At 68.2% G+C, this 21,707-nt stretch carries 19 protein-coding genes and 1 tRNA gene; 7 read left to right on the plus strand and 13 right to left on the minus strand.

Annotation, left to right across the window (positions count from 1 at the left end; genetic code table 11):
• Positions 1-99: 99 nt before the first annotated feature.
• Positions 100-327, plus strand: coding sequence for a DUF5703 family protein (locus IEW22_RS05355; RefSeq protein WP_188585667.1), 228 nt, complete (start codon positions 100-102; stop codon positions 325-327).
• An 80-nt stretch (positions 328-407) separates the two neighbouring features.
• Positions 408-1,505, plus strand: a complete 1,098-nt coding sequence (locus IEW22_RS05360; RefSeq protein WP_188585668.1) for a quinone-dependent dihydroorotate dehydrogenase — start codon at positions 408-410, stop codon at positions 1,503-1,505.
• Positions 1,506-1,676: 171 nt separating this feature from the next.
• On the opposite strand, the gene IEW22_RS05365 is transcribed toward IEW22_RS05360, so the two are convergent.
• Together IEW22_RS05365 and IEW22_RS05370 are read right to left on the minus strand one after the other, a co-directional pair.
• Positions 1,677-2,216 (minus strand): YbhB/YbcL family Raf kinase inhibitor-like protein, encoded by a 540-nt coding sequence (locus IEW22_RS05365; RefSeq protein WP_188585569.1) that lies wholly within the window; start codon positions 2,214-2,216, stop codon positions 1,677-1,679.
• A gap of 147 nt (positions 2,217-2,363) precedes the next feature.
• Positions 2,364-3,698 (minus strand): M20/M25/M40 family metallo-hydrolase, encoded by a 1,335-nt coding sequence (locus IEW22_RS05370; protein ID WP_188585570.1) that lies wholly within the window; start codon positions 3,696-3,698, stop codon positions 2,364-2,366.
• Between the two features lie 216 nt (positions 3,699-3,914).
• Between IEW22_RS05370 and IEW22_RS05375 the strand changes: the two genes are divergently transcribed.
• From IEW22_RS05375 to IEW22_RS05385, 3 genes are all read left to right on the plus strand, one after another.
• Positions 3,915-4,000: transfer RNA gene (locus IEW22_RS05375), tRNA-Leu, on the plus strand.
• Between the two features lie 98 nt (positions 4,001-4,098).
• Entirely contained in the window at positions 4,099-5,154 is a 1,056-nt protein-coding gene (locus tag IEW22_RS05380) for a nucleoside hydrolase (protein ID WP_373284135.1), read from the plus strand.
• A gap of 169 nt (positions 5,155-5,323) precedes the next feature.
• Positions 5,324-6,727, plus strand: coding sequence for a hypothetical protein (locus IEW22_RS05385; RefSeq protein ID WP_188585571.1), 1,404 nt, complete (start codon positions 5,324-5,326; stop codon positions 6,725-6,727).
• Positions 6,728-6,795: 68 nt separating this feature from the next.
• Here the strand turns inward: IEW22_RS05385 and meaB are convergent, their stop codons facing one another.
• From meaB to IEW22_RS05400, 3 genes are read right to left on the minus strand one after another with little or no spacing between them, the layout of a single operon-like run.
• Positions 6,796-7,809 carry a methylmalonyl Co-A mutase-associated GTPase MeaB gene (gene meaB, locus IEW22_RS05390; protein ID WP_188585572.1) on the minus strand — a complete coding sequence of 338 codons (1,014 nt, stop codon included), beginning with the start codon at positions 7,807-7,809 and terminating at the stop codon, positions 6,796-6,798.
• Positions 7,809-10,073 carry a methylmalonyl-CoA mutase gene (scpA, locus tag IEW22_RS05395; RefSeq protein ID WP_188585573.1) on the minus strand — a complete coding sequence of 755 codons (2,265 nt, stop codon included), beginning with the start codon at positions 10,071-10,073 and terminating at the stop codon, positions 7,809-7,811. Before scpA ends, meaB begins: the two co-directional genes overlap by 1 nt.
• The gene (locus tag IEW22_RS05400) at positions 10,070-12,079 is read right to left on the minus strand and encodes a methylmalonyl-CoA mutase family protein (protein WP_188585574.1); all 2,010 of its coding nucleotides are present in this window, start codon (positions 12,077-12,079) and stop codon (positions 10,070-10,072) included. Before IEW22_RS05400 ends, scpA begins: the two co-directional genes overlap by 4 nt.
• 330 nt (positions 12,080-12,409) lie before the next feature.
• On the opposite strand from IEW22_RS05400, the gene IEW22_RS05405 reads away from it, so the two are divergent.
• The gene (locus tag IEW22_RS05405; RefSeq protein ID WP_188585575.1) at positions 12,410-13,192 is read left to right on the plus strand and encodes a TVP38/TMEM64 family protein; all 783 of its coding nucleotides are present in this window, start codon (positions 12,410-12,412) and stop codon (positions 13,190-13,192) included.
• Here IEW22_RS05405 and IEW22_RS05410 read toward each other — a convergent pair.
• Genes IEW22_RS05410 through IEW22_RS05420 form a run of 3 tightly spaced genes read right to left on the minus strand, consistent with a single transcriptional unit; the run spans position 13,155 to position 15,692 of the window.
• Positions 13,155-14,438 (minus strand): SPFH domain-containing protein, encoded by a 1,284-nt coding sequence (locus IEW22_RS05410; protein ID WP_188585576.1) that lies wholly within the window; start codon positions 14,436-14,438, stop codon positions 13,155-13,157. The two genes, IEW22_RS05405 and IEW22_RS05410, sit on opposite strands and share 38 nt — an antisense overlap.
• A gap of 9 nt (positions 14,439-14,447) precedes the next feature.
• Positions 14,448-14,876, minus strand: coding sequence for an NfeD family protein (locus tag IEW22_RS05415; RefSeq protein ID WP_188585577.1), 429 nt, complete (start codon positions 14,874-14,876; stop codon positions 14,448-14,450).
• Positions 14,877-14,906: 30 nt separating this feature from the next.
• Positions 14,907-15,692 carry a DUF3097 domain-containing protein gene (locus IEW22_RS05420; protein ID WP_229742212.1) on the minus strand — a complete coding sequence of 262 codons (786 nt, stop codon included), beginning with the start codon at positions 15,690-15,692 and terminating at the stop codon, positions 14,907-14,909.
• 191 nt (positions 15,693-15,883) lie between these two features.
• On the opposite strand from IEW22_RS05420, the gene IEW22_RS05425 reads away from it, so the two are divergent.
• A complete protein-coding gene (locus IEW22_RS05425) occupies positions 15,884-16,708 on the plus strand; it encodes a hypothetical protein (protein WP_188585579.1) in 825 nt (274 codons plus the stop codon).
• 39 nt (positions 16,709-16,747) lie between these two features.
• Here the strand turns inward: IEW22_RS05425 and IEW22_RS05430 are convergent, their stop codons facing one another.
• The 5 genes from IEW22_RS05430 to IEW22_RS05450 all read right to left on the minus strand — a co-directional run bounded on the left by IEW22_RS05430 (position 16,748) and on the right by IEW22_RS05450 (position 21,706).
• Positions 16,748-17,866, minus strand: a complete 1,119-nt coding sequence (locus IEW22_RS05430) for a ferrochelatase (protein ID WP_188585580.1) — start codon at positions 17,864-17,866, stop codon at positions 16,748-16,750.
• A complete protein-coding gene (gene inhA / locus IEW22_RS05435) occupies positions 17,863-18,702 on the minus strand; it encodes an NADH-dependent enoyl-ACP reductase InhA (RefSeq protein ID WP_188585581.1) in 840 nt (279 codons plus the stop codon). The genes IEW22_RS05430 and inhA overlap by 4 nt, the downstream gene beginning before the upstream one ends.
• Positions 18,703-18,838: 136 nt before the next feature.
• A complete protein-coding gene (gene fabG1 / locus IEW22_RS05440; RefSeq protein WP_188585582.1) occupies positions 18,839-19,582 on the minus strand; it encodes a 3-oxoacyl-ACP reductase FabG1 in 744 nt (247 codons plus the stop codon).
• Between the two features lie 52 nt (positions 19,583-19,634).
• A complete protein-coding gene (locus IEW22_RS05445; protein WP_188585583.1) occupies positions 19,635-20,609 on the minus strand; it encodes a VWA domain-containing protein in 975 nt (324 codons plus the stop codon).
• Positions 20,610-20,611: 2 nt separating this feature from the next.
• A complete protein-coding gene (locus IEW22_RS05450; protein ID WP_188585584.1) occupies positions 20,612-21,706 on the minus strand; it encodes a DUF58 domain-containing protein in 1,095 nt (364 codons plus the stop codon).
• Between the last annotated feature and the right edge of the window lies 1 nt (position 21,707).

Genomic DNA, 21,707 nt, shown 5'->3' on the forward strand with positions numbered 1-21,707 from the left:
CACGAGCTGTGCGCGTATCGCCGCCGCGCGGCGGCGAGAAAGGACGCGTACGACGTGAGACATGCTGGACGTTCCCGCGGCTTCCCGCGCGAGTGGCAGATGACCGACGACTACGAGTACATCCCGGTACGACTCCCCCCTGACGTGACCCGGGTGACGGCCTCGATGCGGCTGTCACTGGAAGCCGAATTCGGTGGCTGGGAGCTCTCGCGGGTGCGCCTCTACCCCGACGGCACGCGTAAGGTCCTGTTGCGGCGCAGACGGCCCCGTTCGGGCGCCGCCGACGACGGCGTGGGTGGCGGCGATCAGACGGAGCTCTCGGCGTGAGTGCTGACGGCACACGTACGCCGATCGACGCGACGGAGCCCGGAGGCCGGGCCGACCTGCTCGAGCGGGTCAACGATGTGATCTATCCGCGGGCGCTCAAGGCCATGTTCCGCATCCCGCCCGAGCAGATCCATCGCATCATCGCCGCGGCCATTCGGATCTGCGGGCGGTTCGCGGTCACCCGATGGCTGGTGGGCCGCGTTCTCGCGGTGCACGACCCGATCCTGACGTCCACGGTGTTCGGTGTCCGATTCCCCGGACCGCTGGGCCTCGCCGCCGGATTCGACAAGAACGCCGAGGGCGCAGACACCTGGGGTGCGCTCGGATTCGGGTACGCCGAGGTCGGCACCGTGACGGCGATCGCACAACCGGGAAACCCGGCCCCGCGACTGTTCCGGCTGCCGGCCGACCGCGCCCTGATCAACCGGATGGGGTTCAACAATCACGGCGCCGGGGCCGCAGCGCATCGGCTCACGACGCGCCGGGTGCTGTCCGGGTCACCGGGTGCGGTGCCGATCGCGGCCAACATCGGCAAGTCCAAGGTGACACCCCTCGACGAGGCGGTCGAGGACTATCTGATCAGCGCCCGTCTACTCGGCCCGCTCGCCGATTTCATGGTCGTCAATGTCAGCTCACCCAACACTCCGGGACTGCGTGACCTGCAGGCGGTGGATTCGTTGCGACCGATCCTCGCCGCGGTGACCGCGGCGGTGAACATCCCCGTGCTGGTCAAGATCGCCCCCGATCTGGCCGACGAGGACATCGACGCGGTCGCCGATCTCGCTGTCGAGCTCGGCCTCGCCGGCATCGTCGCCACCAACACGACGATCTCCCGCGACGGGTTACGCACCCCGCGCGCCGACGTCGAGGCGATCGGGCCTGGCGGCCTGTCCGGTGCCCCGCTGGCGCCACGGTCCCGCGAGGTGCTGCATCGGCTGTACGGCCGGGTCGGTGGCCGGCTCGCCATCATCTCGGTCGGTGGTCTCGAATCCGCCGACGACGCCTATGCGCGCATCCGTGCAGGCGCGTCGCTGTTGCAGGGTTACACCGGCTTCATCTACGGCGGACCCCTGTGGACGCGCCGGATCCACCAGGGGATCGCCCGCCGACTGCGTGCCGACGGATTCGCCAGCCTCGCCGAAGCGGTGGGCGCCGACGTCGCCGAGGGCGCATCCTGATCCTCTGGTTTCCGACACACCGGGGGCCTGAGGCCAGGACCGACAGCGCCGGGACCAGAGCGGGAGACGCCGACACCGTCGTGACGGCACCTGAACGCCCGGTTCCGGGAACTCGGGACCGGGCGTTCGGCTCAGACGGTCACGATCGAGCTCAGTCGGTCACGATCGAGCTCAGTCCCCGGCAGGTTCCTCGTAGGTGCCGACGATGATCGCTCGCGCGATCGCATGGCTGAACAGGTTGAATCCCAGATATGCCGGTGTGGCGCCGTCCGGCAACCCCAGCGAGTCCACGTCCACCGCATGCACGGCGACGAAGTAGCGGTGTGGGCCGTGGCCGGGCGGCGGTGCGGCACCGATGTAGCGGCGCAGTGAGGCGTCGTTGGTCAGCGTCACTGCCTCTGCGGGCAATCCGTCGCCGGATTCGCCACCCGCCCCGGCGTCCAGCGACGTCACCGACACCGGGATGTCGGCCACCGCCCAATGCCAGAACCCCGACGCCGTCGGGGCATCGGGATCGTAGACCGTGACTGCAAAACTCTTTGTCTCCGAGGGAAATCCGGACCAGCGCAGCTGCGGCGACACATCGTCTCCGCCGGCCCCCATGATCCCGCTGACCTGCGGGCGTTCCAGTGGGCGCCCATCGGCGATCGACTCGGAGGTGAGGGTGAATTCCGGCAGTGCGGGCAGTTCGTCGTACGGGTTGTGACTCATGGAGTTGCGCTGTTCCTTTCCGACTCACCGATGCGGACCGAATGCCCCACCGGTGAGTCCATTCAACGCGCCGACACCACCGCGCCGCCAGTACCGACGCGGTGAACCGAGACCGTGACCGAGTACTGGCTCAGCTGTGCACGACTCTCAGCTGTGCATCACGAAATGCTCGAGCACCTTCGTCCCGAAGATCAGCCCGTCGATCGGCACCCGTTCGTCGACACCGTGGAAGAGTGAGGCGAAGTCGAGATCGGTCGGCAGCTGCAACGGCGCGAAGCCGAAACACCGGATGCCGAGGGTGGCGAACGCTTTGGCGTCGGTACCGGCCGACAACATGTACGGCACGGTCCGGCCGCTCGGGTCGTATGCGCGGATGGCGGCTCCCATGGCGTCGACGAGATCGCCGTCGAATGTGGTCTCGTACGGGTCGAGATGAGTGATCCACTCGCGAGTCACGTTGGGCCCCAACAGTTCATCGATCTCGGCCTCGAAAGCCGCCTGACGGCCGGGGAGCACCCGGCAGTCGATGACGCCGGTGGCGGTCTGGGGGATCACATTCGCCTTGTAGCCGGCGTCGAGCATCGTGGGGTTGGCGGTGTCGCGCAGGGTGGCGCCGATGATGCGCGCGAGGCTGCCCAGTTTGAACAGCGACGTGTCGAGATCGGGCGATTCCGGTGAGAAGTCCAGTCCCGACTCCTCGCTCACCGCCGCCAGGAACTCCGCGACCGAGTCACTGATCACGAGCGGGAACGTGTGGTTGCCGATGCGGGCGACCGCCGCGGCGAGTTCGGTGACCGCGTTCTCCTCGTGGAGGAACGACCCGTGTCCGGGCGGCGCCGTGGCGGTCAGCCGCATCCACGACAGACCCTTCTCTGCCGTCTCCACGAGATACAGGCGGCGCTGTGTGCCGTCCCGACGGTCGATCGTCAGCGAGTAGCCGCCGACCTCCCCCACCGCTTCACCGACCCCGTCGAACAGCTCGGGGCGGTGCGCCACCAGCCACTGCGAGCCCCAGGTACCACCGGCCTCCTCGTCGGCGAGAAAGGCGAAGACGATGTCGCGCGGGGGGACGGTGCCGTCGCGTTTGAACTGTCGGGCCAGCGCGATCACCATCCCGACCATGTCCTTCATGTCGATCGCGCCACGGCCCCAGATGTAACCGTCTTTCACCGCGCCCGAGAACGGGTGCACACTCCAGTCGGCGGCCTGGGCGGGGACGACGTCGAGGTGGGTGTGTAACAGGAGCGCGGGACGCGAGGGGTCCGCACCAGGGAGCCGGGCGAAGACGTTGCCCCGGCGCGGCTGACCGGATTCCACGTATTCGGTGGTGTAGCCGACCTCGGCGAGTTGCTCGAGCACCCACTCGGCACATGCGGCCTCGCCGACGGTGGTGTCGGGTTCGCCGGTGTTCGTGGTGTCGAACTGGATCAGCCTGCTGACGATGTCGACGACCTCATCGGTCGCACGCGGCGTTTCGGTCACCTCACCATTCCTATCACCGCCCGCCGCCGGGGACCGATCCGGCGCGGCCTGGTGGGATCGCGACGCGCCGAACTCCTTTCCACGATGTCGTCGGCAGATGTGGTCCCACCCGACGCCGCTACCGCCGAAAAGGCCCCGACCACCGGATTTGGGGAAGCCGGGCACGGTCGGTTAGTGTTATCCGGCGCCGACACGGGTGAGCAACCCGGGTCGCGAGTCCGAGTGGCGGAATGGCAGACGCGCTAGCTTGAGGTGCTAGTGCCCTATTAACGGGCGTGGGGGTTCAAGTCCCCCCTCGGACACCGCAGCAGAGATTGAGGTTTACTCGACTCTCGTGGCTGATCTCAACGATCACAATTCTGAGCACATCGCGACCGGACGACACACCACTTCTGAGAAGATCACAGCTGGGAAGAGCTCTGGGCCGGCGCGTCCGCTGCTCCTCGACTGCGACACCGGCATCGACGACTCGCTGGCGCTGCTGTACCTGCTGTCGCGCCCGGAGGTGTCGCTGGTGTCGGTGGTCTCCACGGCCGGAAACGTCCCGGTCGACGTGGTGGCCGCCAACAATCTCGCATGGCTCTGCCTGGTGGGGCGTGCGGACATCCCGGTGTATGTGGGTTCGGCCGAGCCTCTGGTCGAACCGCTGCGCACCACCGAGGACACCCACGGTCCCCACGGTGTCGGGTATGCCGCTCTACCACCGGCATTCACCCCGCCGGCGGCACAGGATGCGGCGACTGCGTGGATCGATGCGAGCCTGACCCATCCGGGGGAACTCATCGGCCTGGTGACCGGACCGTCGACGAGCCTGTCGCGGGCCATCACCCGCGATCCCGGCCTGCCCGCCCGCCTTGCCGGACTGGTCATCATGGGCGGCACCTTCCTGCACCCGGGCAACACGGCCCCGACCGTCGAGTGGAACGTCGCCGTGGACCCGGAGTCGCTGGCCCATGTGCTCGTCTCCTTCGGCCACGGCGGGGCGCCCGCGCCCGTCATCTGCCCACTGGATCTGACCGAGCAGGCCGTGTTCACCCCGGCGCATCTGTCCCGGCTGGCCGAGCTGGCGAACAGTCAGCCGGTGGAGCGTCCTTCCGCGGGCGACACGCGCGGAGCGGCCTCGGTGGCGTCCAATCCGGTGGTGCGTCATCTCGTCGACGCCCTGCGGTTCTACTTCGAGTTCCACGCCGATCACGACGAGGGCTACATCGCCCACGCCCACGACCCGTTCGCGGCAGCCGTGGCGATCGGTGCTGCCGACGTCACCACCCGGTCGGCATGTGTGGACGTCGAACTGCGCGGAACACTCACGCGCGCAACAACTGTCGCCGATGATCGGGGATTCTGGGGGCGTCCCGACAACGCGTCGATCGCGACTGCCGCCGACATGGACGCCTTCCTTGACGATCTCGTGGAGTCGATCGCACGGCTGGCGAATGCGGTTGGACAGACTTAGTTACGCAAAACACCTGGTACGAGGTGATGTCAGCCATGTGTCAGACATCCGTCCGACCCTGTTCATCTGCCTGCAATGTGTGCTATCCATAGCGGACATAGCTGGCGCATAGCCTTCCCGCGTCAGTCGCCGGCCCGGCCGCGCGGTCCTATTCAGGGGGAGTTCGTTGGTGGAGTCTGTACGTGTCCGGGGGCTGGTCGCTGCCGTCGCGGCATCGCTGTGTGTGATGTCGGTCGGTGTTGCTGCAGGAGAGGCGCAGGCCAGGCCGGTGAGTCCGCCGAAAGCGTTGTGCGCCAACTCCGATCAGGCGACGCTGGGCTCCGTCTTCGACGCGGTGCTCGATGCCGCGACACCGATTCTGCCCGTTGCGTACCGGAAAGTGTTGCCGCAGTTGCGGGCCGAGGGGCACGACCGGCTCAGCAAGACCGGGATCTCGATGCTCATGGTGTCCTCGCCCGCATCGGAGTTGACCTCCGATGCCGATGCCCCGCTGCGCACTCTGAAAGATCCGGTGACCAATTACATCGTCACCCAGCTGATGAACGTGCGCGATGGGCGGATCGCACAGTCGATCCCGGCCGAGAAGCTGACCCTCAACCAGGCGATCGAGACGTCGTACTTCCTCATCTACACCACCACACTGGTGCCGATGAAGATCATCTCGGGCATGATCCCGTCGATCATGTCGGTCGGGCCGGTATCGCTGGGCACACTGATCACGCTGCCGATGACGCTCGGCTCCTACGGTTTCACCGCGATCTACACCGCCACCCAGCGATCGCTGGAGTCGAGGTGTGTGGTCAAGGCCGATCCGGCCACACTCGAGGGCGCCGGAACTCCCGTCGCCGGCACCGACACCGGCGTGCGGGTGTCACCGCTGGTCACCGAGCTCGCCGAGACACTCGCGGTCAACGACGGCACCTGCAAGCCGGTGTCGGATATGACGCTGGGGCGGGTCATCGCCCGCACCGTCTCCTATCTGAGGACCCATGCGCCCGACGCCGCGACCCGCGCGGCCATCGTCGACCAGGGTGCTCGGCTGGAGTGGATCGCGAAGAACGTGATGGTCGCCGACAACCTCATCCCGGAGAATCCCGATGATTTCACCACCATCGAGACGCTGCTGTCGACGGCACTGGGATTCATCCCCAAGGTGGGGGGTGCGGCCACCGACACGCTGATCGGGCTGGGCGCCAACGCATCCAAGGGCAAGCGGTTCGATCACACCGTGCCGCTGGCATCCCTCCCGGTCGACAAATCGCTCACCGCGGCCCGCTTCGCCTACTCGCTGACCACGCAGGTGATGGAGATCGGTTTCAGCGTGTTCACCGGCAAGCTGGGTGATCTGTTCTCCGCCGACTACCCCACCGCGGCACTCAACCCGTTCGACCTCATCCCCTCACCGTTCCCGCTCATCAACGTGCCCAACGCTTATGGCCTGGCGACGTATCAGCATGTGCTGCGCTCGGTGTGCCTCGTGGAGGACCGCCTCGCACCGGTGAAGGTGACAGCGAAGGCGCCCGCCACCCCGAAGAAGGCAAACAGGACGCTCACCCGAGTGAAGGCGATCTGAGCCGGTACACGCTCGATGAGCGCTCACCCATTGCGGAGGGGTGAGCGCTCAAGAGCCCTCGAGAACCCTCAGGAGTCGAAGGCCTCGAGGATGGCCTCGGCGGCCAGCGCGGGGGTGAGTGTGCCGTCGGCGACCCGGCGTTCGACGTCCTCGCGGAGCGAGGCGACGGCGGTATCGGCGGCGAGACGTCCCAGCACCCGGTCGCGCACCATCTCCCAGGTCCATTCGATCTGCTGACGCGATCGGCGGCGGTCGAACTCGCCCGCGTCCTCGAGGGCACGCCGGTGACGGAGAACCGTCTCCCACAGCTCGGTGACGCCGGTGTTCTCGATGGCGCTCATGGTGAGCACCGGCGGCCGCCACAGACCCTCATGCGGATAGATGATCCGCAACGCGGTGGTGAGTTCGCGTGCGGCCGAGCGCGCTTCGTTGAGGTGTTTGCCGTCGGCCTTGTTCACCACCACGATGTCGGCGAGTTCGAGGACGCCCTTCTTGATGCCCTGAAGTGAATCGCCGGTGCGGGCCAGTGTCAGGAAGCAGAACGTGTCGACCATCTGGGAGACGGTGACCTCCGACTGCCCCACACCCACCGTCTCGACGAGGACGACGTCGTAGCCTGCGGCCTCCACCAGCACGATCGTCTCGCGGGTGGCCCGGGCCACCCCACCGAGTGTGCCGGAGGTCGGTGACGGCCGGATGTAGGCGTCGGGATGGGCTGCCAGTCTCCCCATTCGGGTCTTGTCTCCGAGGATCGAGCCGCCGGTGCGCGTCGAGGACGGGTCCACGGCCAGCACGGCGACCCGATGACCGGCCTCGATCAGCGACATACCCAGCGTCTCGATGGTCGTGGACTTGCCCACCCCGGGTACACCCGTGATGCCCACGCGCACCGACGATCCCGTGGCCCCGGCCAGCTGCAGCAGCAACTGCTGGGCCTGGTCGCGGTGGTCCGCGCGCTGAGACTCCACCAGTGTGATCGCGCGTGCGAGGTCGGCGCGCCGGCCGGCGGTGATCCCTGCGGCGAGCGCATCGACGTCCACGGGTGGGCGGCGCACGGCTCCTGTCGTCGGATCGGGGGCCATCAGCTCGGCGGGGTCCCGAGGTCGAGACCGAGTCGCTGCGCGAGCGCTTCGATCAGCTCGCTGGCCGAGTCGGCGATCACAGTGCCCGGCGGGAAGATCGCGGTGGCCCCGGAGGCGTACAGCGCGTCGAAGTCGCCGGGCGGGATCACCCCGCCCACGACGATCATGATGTCGGGCCGGCCGGCCTCGGCGAGTGCCTCGCGCAGCGCCGGGACCAGGGTGAGGTGTCCGGCGGCCAGCGACGACACGCCGACCACATGAACGTCGTTGTCGGCGGCCTGCTGGGCCACCTCGTCGGGTGTCTGGAACAGCGGGCCCACGTCGACGTCGAAGCCGAGGTCGGCGAAGGCGGTGGCGATCACCTTCTGGCCGCGGTCGTGGCCGTCCTGACCCATCTTGGCGAGCAGGATGCGTGGGCGCCGACCCTCGGCGCGGGCGAAGCGCTCGATCAGCTCGGTGGCTGCCGAGAAGTTGCTCACGTCGCCGGCCTCATGCCGATACACCCCGCTGATCGTCTTGATCTCCGCCTGATGGCGACCGTAGACCTCCTCGAGTGCGCTGGAGATCTCGCCCACCGTCGCACCGGTGCGCGCCGCGTCGATGGCCAGTGCCAGCAGGTTGTTGTCCATCCCGCCGTCGGTGGACGCCGCAGCCCTGGTCAACTCGGCCAGTGCGGCGTCGACCTTCTCGGTATCGCGTTCGGCCCGGATGCTGTCGAGTTTGGCCAGCTGCTCGGTGCGCACCCGCGAGTTCTCGACCTTGAGGACCTCGATGTCGGCGTCGTCGGCCACCTGGTACTTGTTGACCCCGATCACCGGCTGGGCGCCGGAATCGATACGCGCCTGCGTACGGGCGGCGGCTTCCTCGATGCGCAGTTTCGGGATGCCCTCCCCGATCGCCTTGGCCATCCCGCCGGCCTCCTCGACCTCGGCGATGTGCGCGCGGGCCCGCTCGGCGAGTTGATGGGTCAGCCACTCGACGTAGTTCGATCCGCCCCACGGGTCGATCGTCCGGGTGGTGCCCGACTCCTGCTGCAACAGCAGCTGGGTGTTACGTGCGATGCGTGCCGAGAAGTCCGTCGGCAGCGCCAACGCCTCATCGAGTGCGTTGGTGTGCAACGACTGTGTGTGCCCCTGTGTGGCCGCCATCGCCTCCACACACGTACGGGCCACGTTGTTGAAGGGATCCTGGGCGGTGAGCGACCACCCGGATGTCTGCGAATGTGTGCGCAGTGACAGCGATTTGGGGCTCTTCGGTTCGAACTTCGCCACCAGTTCGCTCCACAGCAACCGAGCCGCCCGCAGTTTGGCGACCTCCATGAAGAAGTTCATCCCGATACCCCAGAAGAACGACAGACGCGGGGCGAACTTGTCGATGTCGAGCCCGGCCGCCAGACCGGCGCGCAGGTACTCCACGCCATCGGCGAGGGTGTAGGCGAGTTCGAGATCGGCGGTGGCTCCGGCCTCCTGGATGTGGTAGCCGGAGATCGAGATCGAGTTGAAACGCGGCATGCGCGTGGAGGTGTATTCGAAGATGTCGGAGATGATGCGCATCGACGGTTGCGGCGGATAGATGTAGGTGTTGCGCACCATGAACTCTTTGAGGATGTCGTTCTGGATGGTGCCCGCGAGTTGTTCGGGGGCGACCCCCTGTTCCTCCGCGGCTACCACGTACAGCGCGAGGATCGGCAGCACCGCCCCGTTCATGGTCATCGAGACCGACACCGAACCCAGGTCGATCCCGTCGAAGAGCTGACGCATGTCATAGATGGAATCGATTGCCACACCGGCCATTCCGACGTCACCGGTGACACGGGGATGGTCGGAGTCGTAGCCGCGGTGGGTGGCGAGGTCGAAGGCCACCGACAGCCCCTTCTGCCCCGCCGCGAGGTTGCGGCGGTAGAAGGCATTCGACTCCGCGGCCGTGGAGAACCCGGCGTACTGGCGGATGGTCCACGGCTGGTTGACGTACATCGTGGGATAGGGTCCGCGGATGAACGGCACGGCGCCGGGGACCGAGTCGAGCGGATAGGGATGCTCCTGGTCGGCCCGGGTGATTGCGTCGCGGTCGGCGCGGGTGTAGATCGTCGCGACGTCGATCTGCTCGGGTGTCGACCACGACTCGTGATCCGAGCGGGTCCCACCTCCGTCGGACGCCGAACCCTGGGTATCCGGTGTCACACGGTGTCCGTCGGTGCGGTCGGCGGGCCCGGGATGCAGTGGTACGTCGGCGAAACTGCCGATCTGCGACTGTGTGCTGGTCATCGGGAGTGCCCTGCCTCCTGCGCTGATGCGGTCGGTACGTCGAGCCGGGGGACGCCGAGTTCGTCGAGGATCGTCGCGAGTGCGGTCACGGCGTCGATGCCCGCCGACAGGTAGCCGTCGCACGGCGGAGCGTCGGCCGGCCATGCGGACGGCTTGCCGGCCAGATAGATGTGGCCGAAACCCCTCTCGCGCAATGCCCGGACCACGTCGGCGCCGTGGGCGGCGTAGGCCTTGTCGGTGCCGCAGACGACGGCTACTGCGGACGGTTCGAGCGTGGCGATGGTCTGGGGGTCCACGGTTCCAGGATTGTCGGCGGCGACGCCGCCGGCGGCGAGGAGGTTGGTGATGAACGTCGTGCGCACGTTGTGTTCGGCCAGTGGTCCGATCGGTGCGAGAGTGGCTGTCGCCCGGTCGTGTCCGGTCGCGACGCGATGATCGGAACGATCACGCAGGGCCTCGAAGGGAGCGGCGAGTCGATGGACGTCGCCGGGGTAACCCGCGAGCTGTTCGATGACCTCGGGTGCTGCAACGGAGGACGCGAGCAGTGGGAACTCGCTGACTCCGGTGATCGGGATGCGGCGCGTTGATACTGACTTCTCCCGTGCTGCAACGGTTTCGGCCAGACGTTCAGCGATACTCCCGTCGTCGACGGCCTGCGCGAAGCCGCCGACTGCCTCGATCTCACGGAACAGATCCCATGCCGCCGCGGCCAGATCGTCGGTGAGGCTCTCGACGTACCACGAGCCGCCGGCCGGGTCGAGGACTCGTCCGAGGTGAGACTCTTCGAGCAACAGCAGCTGGGTGTTGCGGGCGATGCGCCGGGAGAACCGCGGCGGGGAGGTCCGCGCGGCCGGCGGGAGCGCCGCGTCATAGCCGAAGACGGTGATCTGATCGGCACCGCCCACGCCGGCGGCGAAGGTTGCGACGGTGGCGCGCAACATGTTCACCCACGGATCGCGCTGGGTGAACATCGCCGGCGCGGTGATCGCGTGGACGAGTGCACCACCGGAGTCGGGCGTGCCGCACACCTGGGCGACCCTGGCCCAGAGAGCCCGCAGCGCACGGATTTTCGCGATGACGGTGAATTGATCGTCATCGGCGGATATTGCGAAAGTGATCTGCCCGAACGCTTCTGGCGTCGTCAGTCCGGCGGCGGTCAGCTCGCGCAGATGCTCGACGCCCGCGGCCACGCACATCGCGAGTTCCTGTGCGGCGCCGGCGCCGGCATTCGCCAGATGCACTCCGTCGACGCGGAATGTGGCGGCCGCGTGCGTGCGAGCGGCGCCGGCCAGCGTCACCGCATCCTCGACGCCGATCGTCGGCGCTGCGGCGACGCGGGCAGTGTGCGGACTCACGCCCAGGCTGACGGTGACGGCGGCGGAGGTGTCGCGCTCGTCGGGGAGCAACGCGAACAGCGCCTCGGCGGCCTCTATGACGTGTTCGCCCGCGTCGAGGGTGACCGGGATCAGGTCGAGGAGAACCCCCTCGAGGACGGTGGGGATGTCGGTGGGCGTGATCGGACCGCCGTCGGCGACCGTGAGCATCAGCCCCGACACACCCACCGACAGGGCGTCGAGGATGACACCGTTGACCTCGGCGGCATCGGCCGACGGGTCGTCGTCGCCGCCGAAACGCTCGGTGACCCGCCAGCCCATCACCGGGTCGCGTGCACCGTCGGCTCCGCGGACGAAGGGCGGTTGCCCGGGCAAGCTGTTCTCGGCCCGCGCCCCGTTCTCGGCCCGCGCCCCGTTCTCGGACAGCTCAGCAAGCCGGGTGTACAGCGGCCGGACGGAGATGCCGTCGCCGATGTCGGTCGAGAGCATCTCGTCGGGGCGCGCGAGCAGGTCTTCGACGGTGGTGCGGGCCGACTTCGCCAGAACGGCCGCCGCGGCGGCCGACCACTGGTCGTAGGCGCCACGCAACTCGGCGTCGGATGACCCGGAGTCGGATAGCTCGGAGCCGGGCAGCCCCGCATCTGGCAGGGTGCCGCCGGACCCTTCCACCATCGCCTGACCGCCTCTCTCGATTCGCCGTGCCCGCCGGGACAGGTGCGCACGCGCCGTCGGTTTCCATCGTCTGCCCTGCCGTCGGCAACCGGGAAGTGATGTGGTTTCACCGACACTGGCCGACGTACACCGAACACCTCACAACCTGATGTTCGACATTATCCGACGCTGCGTGCGACGCAGGATCGAGGTCGGCGGTCGTGCGCACACACATCCGTAGACTGTCGCGATGTGACAGCCCGGCGAGCCAGCGACAGTTCCGACTCCAGCGGTGCGGACATCGATGCATCCGTCGGACGGTCCGACCCGCCCGCGACGGCTCCTCCCACGATGACTCCCGCCCCGACCTCGCGCCCATCGACCTCGCGCCGACTGCTGCGCGCGATCGCAGGCTCGGCATGTGTGGTCGCCGTGGTGGCCGCGGCCTATCTCGTGCCGGTGCCGTCGATGGCCAGTCTGCGTGGCTGGGCCGATTCCATCGGCCCCGGCTTCGTGGTGGTGTTCTTCCTCGCCTACGCCGTGGTGACCATCGGGCCGATCCCGCGCACACCGTTCACCGTCGCCGCGGGTGTGCTCTTCGGGCCCGTCGTCGGATTCGTCGGCGCGATGCTCGCCACCACGGTCGCCGCCTGCGCGGCATTCGCGGTAGCGCGCAGCGTCGGGCGGGACCGCATCAGCGTGCGGCTTCGTCACCCGATCGTCGCGCGCATCGATCATCGCCTGGCCCGGCGCGGCTGGCTGGCCGTCGGCTCGCTGCGGCTCATCGCGGCCTGCCCGTTCGCGGTCGCGAACTACTGTTCGGGGCTCTCGGCGGTGCGGGTGCGCCACTACCTGCCCGCGACGATCGTCGGCGTCGCGCCCGGAACCGCGTCGGTGGTCATCCTCGGTGATGCGCTGACCGGCCACGCCCACCCGGTGATGCTGGCGCTGAGCGTGGCGCTGTTCCTCGTCGGTGTCGGCGGGCTGCTGCTCGACGAGTATCTCGACCGTCGAGCGGGTGCGACCGTCCCGGCGCAGGTGGGCGCCGGGCCCAGTTCTCCTGCTGTCAGTTCGCCGGCTGTCAGTTCTCCTGCTGTCAGTTCTCCTGCTGCGGAGACTGCTGTTCCGGAGTGATCTCACCGGCCGTGGTTCGCGGGGCAGATCGGTCGCCGGTCGCGGTGTCAGCGGCCTGGGTGTCAGCGGCCCCGGTGTCAGCGGCCTGGGCAGACCCGGTCTCGCCGCTGCCGACCGCTCGCCGGGTCGCCGCGGCGCGCACGCTCGGCGGCGATGCGGGGTCGACGGGTTTGCGAGCGACGGCCTCGGCGTCGGCCACGGCCTTGGCCACCTTGGGGTCGGTGCTCATGTCGAACCAGGCGTCGACATCCTCGTCGTCGGCGGCGCGCGCGGGCGTCTCCGGGGCCTCGTAGCGGAAGACCCCGTCGTCACCCTGCATGCCGAACGACCGGGCGAATCCTTGAAGTGCAGAGCCGAAGTCGGTGGGGACCACCCACACCTTGCTGGCCTCACCGCGGGCCATCTCGGGGAGCTTCTGCAGATACTCGTAGGCGAGCAGTTCCGGAGTGGGTGCTGCCGCCTTGATCGCCGCGAAGGTCTTCTCGATCGACTTCGCCTCGCCCTGCGCCCGAAGATATTGGGCGGCGCGATCACCCTGCGCGCGCAGGATGCGTGACTGCCGGTCGCCCTCGGCCGAGAGGATCGCTGCCTGTTTGGCGCCCTCGGCGGCGAGGATCTCACTCTGCTTGGCGCCCTCGGCGGTCTTAATCGCCGACTCGCGCTGGCCTTCGGCGGTGAGGATCGTGGCCCGCTTCTCGCGGTCGGCCTTCATCTGCTTTTCCATCGATTCCTGGATCGACGGCGGCGGCAGGATCGATTTCAACTCGACGCGGGCCACTCGCAGTCCCCACCGACCGGTCGCCTGGTCGAGGACGCCGCGCAGCTGCCCGTTGATCGAGTCACGCGACGTCAGCGTCTCCTCGAGGGTCATTCCGCCGACCACATTGCGCAACGTGGTGATGGTGAGCTGTTCGACACCGGTGATGTAGTCGTTGATCTCGTAGACGGCCGCCTGCGGATTGGTCACCTGGAAATAGACCACCGTGTCGATGGACACGGTGAGGTTGTCCTCGGTGATCACGGGCTGCGGCGGGAAGGTGACCACCCGCTCGCGCAGGTCCACCCGAGCGCGGATCCGATCGATGAACGGCACGAGGAAGGTCAGCTGACCCGACACGGTCTTGACGTAGCGGCCGAGTCTCTCCACCACCGCCGCTTCGGCCTGCGGAATCAGCGCAACGGATTTCACCACCACGACCACCGCGACGAGCACCACCACCACAAGGACGATCAATCCGGCATACATGTTCTCGGCTCAGCCTCTCCACACCAGCGCGGTGGCACCGTCGATACGCATGACGGTCACCTTCTCGCCGGTCTCGTATACATCGTGTTGGTTCAACGGGCGCGCGGTCCACAGGTCGCCGTCGATACGCACCTGGCCGTCCTGATCGTCCACTGTGCTCACCACGGTGGCCGATTTCCCTTCCAGCGCTTGCACATTCATCGACACCGTCGGTCCGCGGCGCAGATGTCTGCGCACCACGGGACGGACCGTGCCCAGCAGCATGATCGACACCACGGCGAAGACGACGCCCTCCGCCCAGGCGGGTGTGTCGGCGATCGCGTCGACGACCGCGGCACTCGCGGCCCCGCCCGCGAGCATCAGCAACACCAGCTCACCACTGAGCGCCTCGGCGCCGACCAGAAGCAGCGCCGCGATCACCCAGATCAGCGCCGACATGTCTTCAGTGTGCCAGATGTCGGGTCGGCCTCACCCGTGTTCGCCCTCGGCGGCGGCCACGAAGTCGATGAGTTCTTCGACAGCGCGGATGAGCGGGACCTCGACGTCGCGGTAACTCGACACCGCGGCCGACACCCGGTGCCACCCGTCCAGCGGCGCACCCCAGCCCAGCTCGCGACAGATTCCCGTCTTCCAGTCCTGCCCCCGCGGGATCACCGGCCACGCGCGGATGCCGACCGCCGCCGGTTTCACCGCCTGCCAGATGTCGATGTAGGGATGCCCGCACACCAACACATCAGGTCCGACAAGTTGTGTGAGCCGAGATTCCTTGGATCCGGCGACCAGATGATCCACCAGCACTCCCGCTCGCCGACGCGGACCGGGTGCGAAGTAGGCCAGTACCTCGTCGAGGTTGTCCAGTCCGTCCAGCCCCTCCACGACGATGCCCTCGACGCGCAGATCGTCACCCCACACCCGTTCCACCAGTTCGGCATCGTGAATACCCTCGACGAAGATCCGGCTGGCCCGGGCCACCCGCGCTCGGCCGCCCGTCACGGCCACCGAACCCGACGCGGTGCGTGTGCGGGGTGGTCCGGCGGGTGCGGATTTGGGACGGACCAGCGTCACCGGCTTGCCGTCGATGAGGAATGCCGCTTCGCGCAGTGCGAACAGCCGGGTGCGCCGGTGACGATCCTCCAGCCGCACGAAGTCGCCGTCGTAGGTGCGCTCGAAGCCCACGACCGCCCCGCAGAAGCCGCTGGCGGCATCCTCGGCGACCAGCCCCTTCTGTGCGGCCACCTCGGGCGGGCGCGGCATGCGAGGCTTTCGTGGCGACGACAGCACGTCGCGGCCGTAGCGGTCATCCTTCACGGGAGGCGACCGTAGACGATCGATCGGTGCGAAGCGGCGAGCCACGCCGGACGACTACAGTGGCGAAACGATGACTGCGAGTAGACGAGACCGTGAGTAGACGATGACCACGAGTAGACGATGACCGCGAGCACACGATGACCGAGATCGGATCTCCGCTGACCACGGTGTGGGGCGCAGCTCCGGCCCTGGCAGGGTGGGCTGCGGCCTGGCGTGCTGGCGACTGTTCGCCCGACGACGTCCTCGATGCGCTGCATGATCTCGACGGGCAGTCGGTGCTCACCCACCAGGTGGGTGTGGCCGACATCGAGACCGCCGGGGAGCTCGAGCTGCGCCCCACCGGTGAGGGCACCGACGCATTGCTGCGGATCCTGCGCGCACCGACGGTCTTCGAGGTCCTCACCCCGGCACCGGGCGACACGATGGGCCTGCCGGCCGGGCCGGTGCGTACCGCCGCGCTCAATGCGGGCGAACTCGTGGTTCTGCGCGACCCCCGGCGCCGAAAGACGTTCTGCCTCATCGCACATCGTGCCGATCGGTACACCCTGGTGTGGACGCTGCACAGCTGCCCGCAACTGCGAACGCCGGTGCCACGGCCGCTCTGCGAGGTCGAATACGAACTCCGCGAGGCGGTTCGGGAGGTGACCGACATCCTCAGCCGGCTGTCGGGGCGGACCAACACGCCCGAGGATCTGCGCGCCCGGCTACACGATCTCACCGCCCGGCGGATGGTCGATCTGCCACCGACCGCCGACGACCGCGTGCACCGCGTGATCGCCCAGGCGGCGCAGGTGGGAGCGATCGCCGACCTGGCATTGCAGTCGGCGGGCGGGTTCGGGGTCACCGGCACCCACCAGGACACCGGTGAGACCGCCCTGCGTCGACTCGCCGACCTGGCGCGGGTGGCCCGGATGACGGCGGTGAACACCGCCATCGCCCGCTTCGGCGTCGTCGAGAACTGACCCCGCGCCCTTCGGCACCCCTACGTCAGCGCCCCAACGTCAGCGCGCAGGCCGCGCCGGACGAGCGGGCACCGCACAGCACCCCAGTCGGCACAGCTGGCCGTTGTCGCCGCATCCCAGTGAGCTGAGATCACCAGCGCCCGAGGCGTACTCGCCGATCAGATCGGCGATCATCGCGATGAACCGCGGGTCGGTGCCCACCGTCGCCGCACGCACATAGGCGATCCCGAGTTCTTCGGCCCGCTCGGCCGCTTCGTTGTCGAGATCCCACACCACCTCAAGGTGGTCGGAGATGAACCCGATCGGGGCGGCGATGACCGCGGTCACCCCCTGCGCCGCAAGGGCATCGAGGTGATCGCAGATGTCGGGTTCGAGCCACGGCACCGACGGCGGCCCCGACCGCGACTGCCACACCTGGTCATAGGATTCGTAGCCCGCCTGCGCCGCGGCCGCAGCCGACGCGCGGGCGACCTGCCTGCTGTAGAGGTGTCCGCCGTCGGCCGGTGGGCCGGCGGTGGTGTCGGCCGATATCGGGATGGAGTGCGCGGTGAACACCAGCCGGGCGTCGCCGCGCACCTCTGCGGGCAGTTCCTCGCGGGCGGCGAGGATCGCCGCGGCCGATGCGGCGAAGAACTCGGGCCGATCCCAGTATTGCGGCAGCTTCCTGAGCACCACGGCCTGCGGGCGCAGACCCGGGTGGCCGTCGGCGAGTGCGTCGACGGCACGGGCGATGTCCTCGTGGTACTGACGGCATCCGGAGTACCCGCCCCACGCGGAGGTCGGGAACACCAGGATGCGGCGGTGCCCGTCGGAGTACATCTGCTCGACGGTGTCCTCGGCGAACGGATGCCAGTTGCGGTTGCCGAAGTAGATCGGCAACCGCGGCCCCACCTCGTCGAGTCGCGCCGACAACGCGTCGATCATCTGACGGTTGAGGCCGTTGATCGGTGACACACCGTCGAAGTGGTAGTAGTGCTCGGCGACCGCGTCGAGTCGTTCGCGCGGGATGCCGCGACCGCGTGTGACATTCTCCAGGAACGGCATCACCTCACTGCGGTTCTCGGGCCCCCCGAAGGACAGGAACAGCACGGCGTCGAAGGCCGCCTGCCCTGCATCCTCGATCCGATCTGTCGGTGTCGACCCGCCTGGCAGAGTCATTCTCCGGAGATGAAGTTCTCGGGGAACCAGGTGTTGTGGCTGGCGCCGCCGTCGACGTAGACGATCGAGCCGGTGCTGCCCGCCAGCCAGTCCGACATCAGCGCGCAGACGCTCTTGGCGACGACGGTCGGGTCGTTGACGTCCCAGCCGATCGGCGAGGCGCCGTCCCAGTACTCGTTGAGCATGGTGAGCTTCTTCGCGTCGTCGGTGGCGGTTCCCGAGATCGCCTTGGCGGCGAGAGTCTTGATCGGTCCTGCGGCCACCAGGTTGGAGCGGATCCGCTTGGCGTAGCCCACTTCTCGCGCAACGTAGCGGTTGACCGACTCCAGGGCGGCCTTGGCGACGCCCATCCAGTTGTAGTCGGGCATCGCGGTGCGCGGATCGAAGTCCATCCCCACGATCGAGCCGCCCTCGTTCATCACCGGCAGCACCGCACGGGCCAGCGAGGCGTAACTCCACGCCGAGATCTGGAAGGCCCTGGCCACGTCGGGACCCGGACCCTCGAGGAATGGCACGGCGTCAGGGCCCATCAGTGTTTTGGGGGCGAAGGCGATCGAGTGCATCACCGCATCGAGTCCCTCGGGCGCGAGCTCGGCGATCTTGTCCGACAGGGCAGCCAGATCATCCTCGTCGGTCACGTCGAGCGGGATCGCCGGCGGCACCTCGGCGGGCAGCCGCTTGGCGATCCGGTCGATCAGGCGCAGCCGCTCGGGGATGCCCGTGATGATCACCTTCGCGCCCTGCTCCTGAGCCATCTTGGCGGTGTGGAAGGCGATCGACGCGTCGGTGATGATGCCGGTGATCAGAACAGTCTTTCCGTCGAGCAATCCGCTCACGTGTCTACTCCTGGGTGTGGGTGGACGCTGGTCGCCGTGCACCGGATCGTCGGGTGCGGGAGGTCAGCGCGATGATGGATCTGCAATCGGTGGGAGGTGTTGAGGGTCTGAGGCCGCCACGTCCGGTGCGACAGGGTCAGTGGCCCATCCCGAGGCCCCCGTCGACCGGGATGACCGCGCCGGACACATAGGCCGCGTCGTCGGAGGCGAGCCAACTGATCACCGCGGCAACCTCTTCCGGCTTACCGATGCGCTGGGCGGGGATCGCCTTGAGTGCTTGCTCCTTGTACTCGGCGGGTAGCTCGGCGGTCATGTCGGTGTCGATGAAGCCGGGCGCCACCACATTCGCAGTGATGTTGCGGGAGCCGATCTCACGCGTCAGCGACCGGGCCATACCGATCAGGCCCGCCTTGGAGGCCGCATAATTCACCTGGCCGGGGAGACCGCTGGTACCGGCGACCGACCCGAGGAAGATGAAGCGACCGAACCGGTTTCGCAGCATCGAACGAGTCGCGGCCTTCGCGCAGCGGAAGGCGCCGGTCAGGTTGGCGTCGATGACGGAGGTGAACTGCTCCTCGCTCATCCGCATGATGAGGGTGTCGGCGGTGATACCGGCGTTGGCGACGAGGACCTCGACAGCACCCTGATGTGCCTCGACCTCCTTGAACGCCGTGGCCACCGACTCGGCGTCGGTGACGTCGCATTTCACCCCGAACAGGCCCTCGGGCGCACCCGAACCGCGATGGGTGACAGCCACCCGATGGCCGTCGTCGGCGAGGCGGCGTGCGACCGCCAGTCCGATGCCGCGGTTACCGCCCGTGACGAGCACCGACCGTGAGGTGCGCGTCGCGCTCGTCGTGGTCTCGTTGGTTTCTGCCATGTGGGTCAACCTATCGTCTGGGTGGGGCTCATGTGTCGTGTGGGCGTCGAACTCACGGGAGACGCTGATTGATCACGATCGCGCCGGCCGCGCCGAGCAGCACCAGCAGCGTTCCGGCGATGAGCCAGGGCCGTGAATTGTCGCCGCGCCGGGTCTCGTAGCCGATCTGCTTCTGCAAGGTGTCGTAGACCTTGGTGAGCTCACCCAGACTCGACGCGGTGTAGAAGTCGCCGCCGGAGAGATTGGCGATCTGATGCAGGGAGTCGTCGTCGACCGGGACGGGGATGCTCTGGCCTTCCAGTTGCACTGTGCCCGTGGCCGTCCCGAACGAGATCGTCGAGACGGGGATGTGCAGTTCCTTCGCCTTACGCGCAGCCGTGAAGCCGCCGCGGGGGTCGTTGGGATCGTCGGGCACGGTCTCCTTGCCGTCCGAGAGCAACACGATGCGCGCCGGCGGTGCCGACTTGTCGCCGCCGAGTGCCGAGTTGAGCGTCTGGATCTGCTGGATCGCCGCGAAGATGCCTTCGCCGGTGGCGGTGCGGTCGTCGAGTCGCAACTTGTCGATGGCGTCATAGGTCGCGCGGTGATCAGGCGTCGGCGAGACCAGGGTGACCGCATACCCCGCGAAGGAGATCAGCCCGAGATTGATCCCGTTGGTGAGTTCGGAGGCGAACTTCTTGCCGGCCGACTGCGCGGCCTCGATCCGTGAGGGGGCCACGTCGGTGGCATTCATCGACCGGGACACGTCGATGACCAGCATCACGGTCGCGCGGTTACGCGGGACCTTGCGGTCCGCCTGCGGTCCGGCCAGCGCGATCGTCAGCAGGATCAGCCCCACCAACAGCAACGCCAGCGGGGCATGCCGCCATCGATTGGGTCCCGACGACGTGACCGAGTCGAGGACGTCGAGATTGGCGAAGCGCAGCGCGCGCGATCGGCGGCGACGCTGCACCCAGACGTAGAGCACCACGACCGCCACGACGGCCAGCAGCAGCAACAGCCACAGCGGACTCGACAGGTCGGTCATCCTCACCTCACCCCGGCCGCGAGGCGTCGGCGGCTCGCGACGAATGCAGCGATGTCGGAGATCAAGTCGCGGTCGGTGCGCAGCCGCATGACCGGCGCCCCCGCTCCGCGCAGCGAACGGTCGACCGCCGCCTGATGTCGCGACGCTGCGACGGCGAAATCGTGGCGGAGCTTCTCGGTCAACATCACCTCACGGACCTGGCCGGATTCGGCATCCCGGAGAACCACCTCGCCGACGTCGGGTAGCTCGAGATCGCGTGGGTCGAGTACTTCGACCGCGAGGAGTTCGTGGTGGGCGCCGATCGCGCGCAGCGGGCGGTCCCAGTCGATGGGCCCGAGGAAATCACTTATGACCACGGCCAGGCCGTGACGGCGTTGCGGGCGGCGCAGCGCCTCGAGACCTGCGGCGAGATCTCCGCGCACGCCATCGGTTCCGCGCGAGGTGGTGGCAATGGTGCGCAACACCGTGAGTGCGTGTTGACGGCCGACACGTGCGGGCACACGGACGACCCCGTCGCCGGTGGTGATGATCGCGCCGAGCCGGTTGCCCCCGCCCAGGGTGAGGAAGGCGATGGCCGCCGCCGCGGCGACCGCGACATCACGTTTGGTGGTCCGTGCGGTACCGAAGTCCATACTCGCCGACATGTCGACGACCAGCCACGTCTCGAGTTCGCGGTCGGCGATCATCTGGCGGACGTGGGGATGGGTCGTACGTGCGGTCACCGACCAGTCCATCCGGCGCACGTCGTCGCCGGGCTGATAGGCCCGCGACTCCCCCGCCTCGCTGCCGGGGCCGGGGATCAGGCCGAGATGCTCGCCCTGCAGCATGCCGTCGAGCTTGCGCCGGACGGTGAGCTCGAGGGTGCGCAGTGCAGCCGCGAGACCGGGATCGGTCAGGGTGCCGTGTGCGAAGGAGGGGGTGCCCGCCGCGTCACCGGCCGCAGACGTCTGCGACCGGTCGGTGGACGTGCCCGATCGGGAGTCGGCCGCGGCCGACGTCGGCGAGGCGGACTTCGGTGTGGATGAACCCGATCGGGGGAAGCGGTCGACGAGCGCCGACACCCAGTCACCGACGGTGCGCTTGTGGGATTCGGGCATG

Source organism: Gordonia jinhuaensis, assembly GCF_014639795.1.
In the GTDB taxonomy this organism is placed as follows: domain Bacteria; phylum Actinomycetota; class Actinomycetes; order Mycobacteriales; family Mycobacteriaceae; genus Gordonia_B; species Gordonia_B jinhuaensis.

Bases quoted from the DNA above. Each gene is read 5' to 3' on its own strand.
- fabG1 (WP_188585582.1), bottom strand. From the start codon at position 19,582: ATGGCAGAAACCAACGAGACCACGACGAGCGCGACGCGCACCTCACGG.
- IEW22_RS05450 (WP_188585584.1), bottom strand. From the start codon at position 21,706: ATGCCCGAATCCCACAAGCGCACCGTCGGTGACTGGGTGTCGGCGCTC.
- IEW22_RS05405 (WP_188585575.1), top strand. From the start codon at position 12,410: ATGACTCCCGCCCCGACCTCGCGCCCATCGACCTCGCGCCGACTGCTG.
- IEW22_RS05410 (WP_188585576.1), bottom strand. From the start codon at position 14,438: ATGTATGCCGGATTGATCGTCCTTGTGGTGGTGGTGCTCGTCGCGGTG.
- IEW22_RS05420 (WP_229742212.1), bottom strand. From the start codon at position 15,692: ATGCCGCGCCCGCCCGAGGTGGCCGCACAGAAGGGGCTGGTCGCCGAG.
- meaB (WP_188585572.1), bottom strand. From the start codon at position 7,809: ATGGCCCCCGATCCGACGACAGGAGCCGTGCGCCGCCCACCCGTGGAC.
- IEW22_RS05445 (WP_188585583.1), bottom strand. From the start codon at position 20,609: ATGACCGACCTGTCGAGTCCGCTGTGGCTGTTGCTGCTGCTGGCCGTC.
- IEW22_RS05425 (WP_188585579.1), top strand. From the start codon at position 15,884: ATGACCGAGATCGGATCTCCGCTGACCACGGTGTGGGGCGCAGCTCCG.
- IEW22_RS05400 (WP_188585574.1), bottom strand. From the start codon at position 12,079: ATGGTGGAAGGGTCCGGCGGCACCCTGCCAGATGCGGGGCTGCCCGGC.
- IEW22_RS05355 (WP_188585667.1), top strand. From the start codon at position 100: ATGACCGACGACTACGAGTACATCCCGGTACGACTCCCCCCTGACGTG.
- scpA (WP_188585573.1), bottom strand. From the start codon at position 10,073: ATGACCAGCACACAGTCGCAGATCGGCAGTTTCGCCGACGTACCACTG.
- IEW22_RS05430 (WP_188585580.1), bottom strand. From the start codon at position 17,866: ATGACTCTGCCAGGCGGGTCGACACCGACAGATCGGATCGAGGATGCA.
- IEW22_RS05415 (WP_188585577.1), bottom strand. From the start codon at position 14,876: ATGTCGGCGCTGATCTGGGTGATCGCGGCGCTGCTTCTGGTCGGCGCC.
- IEW22_RS05365 (WP_188585569.1), bottom strand. From the start codon at position 2,216: ATGAGTCACAACCCGTACGACGAACTGCCCGCACTGCCGGAATTCACC.